General features: G+C 39.1%; 5 protein-coding genes. 1 reads left to right on the forward strand and 4 read right to left on the reverse strand.

The genetic code is table 11. The features are described from left to right. The 4 genes from H5072_RS08675 to H5072_RS08690 all read right to left on the reverse strand — a co-directional run. The coding region (locus tag H5072_RS08675; protein WP_182693279.1) for a response regulator transcription factor at positions 1-459 on the reverse strand (459 nt) is incomplete at its 3' end. 22 nt (positions 460-481) lie between these two features. Beyond that, the gene (locus tag H5072_RS08680; RefSeq protein WP_182693280.1) at positions 482-1903 is read right to left on the reverse strand and encodes an HlyD family type I secretion periplasmic adaptor subunit; all 1422 of its coding nucleotides are present in this window, start codon (positions 1901-1903) and stop codon (positions 482-484) included. Beyond that, the gene (locus H5072_RS08685; protein ID WP_182693281.1) at positions 1900-4038 is read right to left on the reverse strand and encodes a type I secretion system permease/ATPase; all 2139 of its coding nucleotides are present in this window, start codon (positions 4036-4038) and stop codon (positions 1900-1902) included. The genes H5072_RS08680 and H5072_RS08685 overlap by 4 nt, the downstream gene beginning before the upstream one ends. 108 nt (positions 4039-4146) lie before the next feature. After that, positions 4147-6084: a TolC family outer membrane protein gene (locus H5072_RS08690; protein ID WP_259395909.1), complete on the reverse strand. Its 1938-nt coding sequence runs from the start codon at positions 6082-6084 to the stop codon at positions 4147-4149. 279 nt (positions 6085-6363) lie between these two features. Here H5072_RS08690 and H5072_RS08695 point away from each other — a divergent pair. Beyond that, on the forward strand, positions 6364-6881 hold a 518-nt coding region (locus H5072_RS08695; RefSeq protein ID WP_182693283.1), incomplete at its 3' end, for a retention module-containing protein.

The following is a 6881-nucleotide window of genomic DNA, read 5'->3' on the forward strand; positions in this document are numbered from 1 at the left end:
AGCGCCAGTTACAACAATATCAACTACTTGGCGTTCTCGTTTTGTGAGTAACTCAAGCTCGCATGTACTCGCATATTTAAACGGTGTATTTGATAAAGCTCCCACTAAATTAGATAGTAATTGTCCTGGTAACCATATTCCGCCAGAACAAATAGTCTCAAGTACTTGTTCAATAATTACTTTAGTGGCGAGTGCTTCTACGTATCCTTTAGCTCCTGCTTCAAGCGCACTCCTTAGTTGATTTATTTCTAGTTCGTTGGTCATAACAATAACGAGTAAACGTTGTTGCGAATACTTTTTAACGAGCTCAAGCCAGTTCGGTGTACCGGCTAAAACCCAAATAATACTTGATGCCGTTACTCTGTTTGGTTCTTTTGTGCATATTAAACAACCAGGAAACGCTGCACGCCAGTGCTTCGATTCAAATTCAGGCTGTGTAATAAAAATACTTTGGCGCATTATTTCTCCATTTATTAAATGCTTAACGCTCTGTCATTGCTTGCGATGTAGCTCTAAGAACTGGTTTTAAAAGATACTCAAGTACGGTTTTTTTACCGGTAATAATATCCACTTGAGTGGTCATACCTGGAATAATAGTCAGCTCTTTTGAAAAGTTATTTTTGGTGGTTTTTAGTTGCACCAAATAAAAGGTATTCTCACGATCATCTGTAATGGTATCGGCGCTAATATGTAAAACCTCTGCCTCAAGGCCTCCATATACGGCAAAGTCGTAGGCACTAAATTTTATCATCGCAGATTGCCCAGGGCGTAAAAATGCAATGTCTTTAGGAGGAATTTTTGCCTCTACTACAAGTTGATCGTCAAGCGGGACAATTTCCATAACATCGCTACCGGGCTGTAAAATACCGCCAACAGTATTAACTAATAATCGCTGTACAGTGCCTTTAACAGGAGAACGTATTTCGGTTTGTGTTACTTTATCGGCCAAGCCAGATTCAGTTTCTTTAATTGAATCTAGTCGAAGTAGCGCTTCGGATAGTTCATTGTTCCAACGGTTAATCATAACGAGTTCAACTTCGGTTACTTTATTTTTAGCTTCGTTAATGGCCGAAAGGCTCCTATTTATAACTGCCTTGGTTCTGTTTATCTCGCCGTTTAGATCAACTATTTGGCGCTCTAAACGAATAATATCTATATCTGAGATAGCGCCCGTGCGTAACAATGGGCGAGTAACAGAGAGCTCTCTGTTTGTTAAGCGCAGCGCGCTCGTATGCTGCTCAAGTGCCGCTTTGGCTTCAATGTAATCTTGGTGTCGCTGCTCTAGTTGGCGTTTGTGAATACTTACTTGTTGCTCTAATTCTTGGCTGTTACTCAAATAAAGAGAACGCTCATGTTGCACAACTCTAGGCGCATTTTTAATAACAGACTCACTAAATACGAGCTCCTTTTTTTGAGTGAGTGCTCTGAGTCTCGCTACTTTTGCGCTTAACGACTCAACTTTGGATTGGTTTTCTCTAAAGCTAGAAATAAAGCGGGTAGGGTCTATTTTAATGAGTACATCACCCTCATTTACTATTTGCCCCTCTTTTACATTTATTTTTTCGACCATACCACCATCATAAGATTGAATAAGTTGTAATTTATTGGAGGGAATAACTCGCCCCTCACCACGAGCAACTTCATCTAAATTAGCAAAACCAGACCACACAATAAGGCATATAAACGTTAAACAAATTAAATAGAGCAATAACCTAGCGCTTGCTGGCTCCTGTTGCATTTTTTCCCACTGCGCATCGACTACCCAGTCTTGGCTATTAGGCGGAGAAATCCATCCTTTAAATAGTTTATTAAATATTGATGGCTTGCCTTGTTTTCTTGCTTCTATTGCTCTGCTAACAGATTCAAAGGAGCGCTGTTCAAGTGGTTTTTTATTGTCACTCATGAGGCTTGCTCCACTGTCTTATTATTTAACGCTGCAATTACTTTTTGTTTTGGTCCATCAGCAACTACTTTTCCGTTATCTAAAACTATAATTCGGTCAACAAGCTCAAGTAATGATGAGCGGTGAGTCACCACGATTAAGGTTTTATCTTTAGAATAACCCTTTAAATTATTAATAATTTTACTTTCACTATTATGATCTAGTGATGATGTTGGCTCATCTAGTAATAGTATCGGAGGGTCGTTAATTATGGCTCTTGCCATACCTACAGCTTGGCGCTGCCCACCTGATAATTGACGACCTTGCTCGCCTACTTGTAAATCAAATCCGTCTGGGTGCGAATTAATTAAATCAAATAATTGGCTTCGCTCACAGGCTTCAATAATTTGCTCGTCTTTGGCATGCCAAGCACTCATGGTGAGGTTGTCTTTCAAGGTTCCATAAAACAGAGCAACGGTTTGTGGTAGGTAGCCAATATTATGACGAAGCTCAGCTGGGTCAATTTGATGTATATCATTATTGTCCATCAAAATTGATCCTGAACAGGGGTCGTATAGTCCTAAAATAAGCTTTTCTAATGTACTTTTACCTGAGCCATTACGTCCTAAAATGGCGACTTTTTCACCGGCTTTAATTTTAAAACTAACGCCGTTGAGCGCATTATGAGATTCGTCAGAGTATTTAAAACATACATCTTTAAATTCTATATCACCCTTTAAAATAGGGTGGCTTAACCAATGCTTACCAGGTGGACGCTCGACCTCTTTTTCCATAATCTCGTTCAGTGATTGCATTGCTATTGCGGCATGATGATATTGTGCTAAAACAGCGGCCGACTGCCCGATTGGGCCCATAGCACGAGACGATAATAGGTAGGCTGCAATTAACCCGCCTTGAGTTAGCTCACCTTCAATAACGAGGTGTACGCCTATTATCATTATTATTACGCCTACGCATTGCTGTATCCATGATGCTGTATTTGATATAGAGCTTGAAACGAGTCGGCTATGTGCGTTTACTTGTGCAATGTAAATGGTAGACTTTTCCCATACAGACTGTGTTTTACACTCTGAGTGAAAGCTCTTTACATCTTCAATATTGGTTAAGCTTTCGACTAATACTGCATTTCGCATTGAGCTTGCTTTCATTGTTTGTTCTGAAAGAGCCTCAAGTTTGCGGTGTGCGGCTATAGCGTAAGCTAATAATATAAGTGCGCCCGCGATAATAGGTAAACTTAGAGGTACGCCAATAATGGCAATAACAATTAAATACAAAACTACGAATGGCAAGTCTACTAATGCGACAAGTGTTATGGAGCTAAAAAAGTTACGTACAGCTTCAAATGATTGAATGTTGCTAGCAAAGGAGCCTGCGGACGATGGGCGGTTTTTTAGTTTCATACCTAATACCCGCTCCATTATTACAGCCGATACTTTGACATCTATTCTACTGGCAGCAAGCTCTACAAAGTAGCCTCTTACTAAACGCAAAACAAAGTCAGCAGTGAGTGCTATTAAAATGCCAATGGCAAGTACCCATAAGGTTTCTGTTGCGTGGTTGGGCACTACGCGGTCATATACGTTCATTACAAATAAAGGCATAGCAACCGACAAAAAACCCAAAGCAACAGCCGAAATAATTACGTCCTTATAAAGTGAGCGGCATTCTTTAATTACTCCCCAAAACCATCCGTCTTTTGATAGTTTTTCAAGTACAGGTGTTCGCTCATCAAATGCAAACTCTGGTTGAGCATAAATAACTAAACCTACACTGTTAGCAGCTAACTCATCAATGCTTTGTTCGATAACTGATTCTGTAAGTTCTGGGTAAATTACACTCACCAACTGTTTATCGTAATCAATAGAATTAATAACACAGGCTTGGTTATCTTTTAAAATTAAGATGGCAGGTAGCAGTGCTGTATTAATTTTTTGTAATGGCTTATTAACTACTTTTGATTTAAAGCCGATGCGCTTTGCTGCGCGCGAAAAACCTGATGGAGTAAGATTTCCATCAGTTAGAGGAAGTCCATTTAATAGTGCTTCTCTTGAAAACTCTTTACCATGATGACGACATAAAACTGCTAGGCAGTCAACGAGGATGCCACCATGATCAAGTACATCGTTTAATTCCATACACCATCCAATGTTATGTAGAACTGCATAGGATTGTTACTAGTAAACCTAAACTCGACTTAAATATTTCATGCCGAGTTTAGGTTATTTACATAACGTTAATTGTCTTTAGGTATCAGTAATTACAGCTTCGATACGTCGATTCGCAGCATTTGCTCTTACTGATATTTCGTTTACACGTGGTTGATCGATGCCATACCCGAACGATTTAACACGTTTAGGTTCTACATCGAATTGCTTAATCAGAATTTCAGCTACGGCAAACGCACGTTTTTCTGATAGTTTACGGTTATATTTACGGTCTCCATCTAAAGAGGCATGACCTTGTATTTCAACCTGTTTAGTTGGGTTCTCTTTTAAAAAATCTGCAAGCCGACTAATTTCTTGAATATATTGAGACCTTACATCGCTTGAGTCAGCAGAAAAAGGAATACCAATTTCTATATTCGAGGTTGATGCGCTATAAATTGTGCAACCAGATAAATCTACATTTGTACTCAAAGGTGTGCTTGGGCAAGTGTCTTGCTCATTTGGTACGCCGTCACCATCATCATCGGTAAAGCTGCTTGCTGTCGTGTCGGTTTCCAACGGTATATCTAAGTACCTTGGCATAGCCGTTACACTCATGTATGCATTATCTTGCTTAGCTTTTTTTTGAAGAAATGCCTTGCGGCTAAAAGTGGTTGCTACATCGTAACTCGGACAGATATTTTGTGCGTTATGAACAATAGGGTCGTCAGTTAGCTCTTTTAATGTAGGGTATTTATCTGACATCACGTTAAGTGCTGGCAGTAATTTCCCCATTTCTTTTAGCATAGTTAAAATAGCTGATTGACGGTCGTAAAGCGCCACTATGTATGAACGTGTTGATTGAAATGACTCGTTTTCGGCATCAAGTACGTCTAGTAGAGTTCGTTGGCCTATATCGAATTGATCCTTATATGCAATTTTAACTTTAGTTGATGATTCGCGGTGTTGATCAAGCGCCGGTAACTTTTGCTCTAATATAGTGACGTTGTAATAAGCAATTTGCAGACTCTGACGAATATCAATACAAGACTGATCGCGTTGATATTTTGCAATGTTTATATCCTGATAGGCTTGTTCTAAATTGGCATTATCAAGACCACCATTATATAAATTATAGCTAATATCGATGCCGACTCGCGCTTCTGTTCTGGTTTCATTTTGACCAAGTTCATCTCTATCTTGGCTACCGTAGCGGGCAGATAAATCTACGTTAGGATGAAACGCTGCTTTTTGTGCTTTTGCGTTCGCTTTTTGTGCTTCAATATTATACAAAGAGGCGTAAAATGAAGGGCTATTTTTGTAAGCGACGTCTAGCGCTTGATTAACTGAAATTGGTATATTTTTTTCATCAAGGTCAGCTTGCTTTATATCGTTCATAGGAAGCTCTCCTACAACCCTTAAGTAGCGAGCGCTTACATCATGTAAATTTGAGTACTCCGTTAATACGTTAGATTGTGCTAAAGATAAGCGCCCACTAATTTGTTCTAGATCGGCAGCGCGCGCTACACCAGCTCCTACACTTTGTTCTATTTGTTGATATACAGACTCGTGCTCTTGTAAATTTGCTTCTGCAAGTTGTACTAACTCTTTGAATTTTTGTACGTCGAGCAGGGCTATTGAGGCTTCAAGTGCTGTTTGTTCTGTTTGAGAAATAAGCTCAAAGTACCTAATGAGTTGAATGCGTTTAAAGCGATCAACAGTATTCGAGGTTCTAAAACCGTCGTAAAGCATTTGAGTAACACTTAACTCGGCTGTATTACGGTTATATTCTTCTTCAACACCGTAATTTCTTCTTTCATAGCCCGCGCTTGCTGATACATCAACACTTGGTAAATAACCTGAGCGGGCAGCATCTACTCCATAAATCGAAGATTTAAAAGCATGCCATGCTTCTTGTACTTCAGGATTGTTTTCAATCGCTTTACTTGAGACATAGGTAAGTGGCATTGCTGATTGTTCATTTGCATGCACATAGTTTAGTAGAGTTGCGGCTGTAATCGTTAGTCCGATTAACATAGTCTCTTGATGTTTCTTAAAAGTGTTTTTTGTAATCATTTCTTCCTCTTAGATCCTGTTAAGACCGTAAATACTCCCTTAAGTATTTAGTAAAGGAATACTATTTTTGCAAGTAATCGTTTTGGTTAGCATAAAAAAAATTTTCTACCACTTTCTTGTTGATTTTTTATTTTTTGAATTTTTCTTTTAAACCTGTACTTGAGTACAGTATCTATGTGGCTTTTTTGTCCTACCTTTAACTTATTAGATTGTTATTTTAAAAAGTTTGAGGGTACCAAAATGGAAGCAAATCAACTGGTAGTTATTGATATTCAAGGTTCGGCAGGTGTGGTGCTGGATGATGGGTCAATAAGAGCATTAAATGTTGGTGACATTATCACCGTGGGTGATTTAGTTGTTACTGCTATTAAATCGTCTTTACAAATTGATGTGCAAGGTGAAACCTTATCTATACCCGCAAATCAAAAGGTAAAAATAACACCAGACTTATTAGCGAAAGAAGCCAGAGATTCTAGCGAAACAACTGTTTTTGATGAAAGTTTAGATGAAGCAATTGCAAGCTTAGATTTAGGGGCAGAGCAAGACCCATCAACAGCGGCTAATTCTGATGTAACAGATTTTTTAGATGCGTTAGAAGGTGATGGGGACATTCTAGATAATTTAGAGGCAACAGCCGCTGGTGGGGGTAACGCTGCGGGTGCAGATGGAGGCAGTTCGTTTGTACAGCTAACCCGAATTTCTGAAAGTGTTGATCCTAGTAGTGTTACTTTTGATTCATCTTTTGAGCAAGGCGCTAC

It is taken from the genome of Pseudoalteromonas sp. SR45-5, assembly GCF_014163565.1.
GTDB classification, from domain to species: Bacteria; Pseudomonadota; Gammaproteobacteria; order Enterobacterales; family Alteromonadaceae; genus Pseudoalteromonas; species Pseudoalteromonas distincta.

Coding starts and splice junctions, on each gene's coding strand:
- H5072_RS08690 (WP_259395909.1), bottom strand. CDS start 6,084: ATGTTAATCGGACTAACGATTACAGCCGCAACTCTACTAAACTATGTG.
- H5072_RS08685 (WP_182693281.1), bottom strand. CDS start 4,038: ATGGAATTAAACGATGTACTTGATCATGGTGGCATCCTCGTTGACTGC.
- H5072_RS08680 (WP_182693280.1), bottom strand. CDS start 1,903: ATGAGTGACAATAAAAAACCACTTGAACAGCGCTCCTTTGAATCTGTT.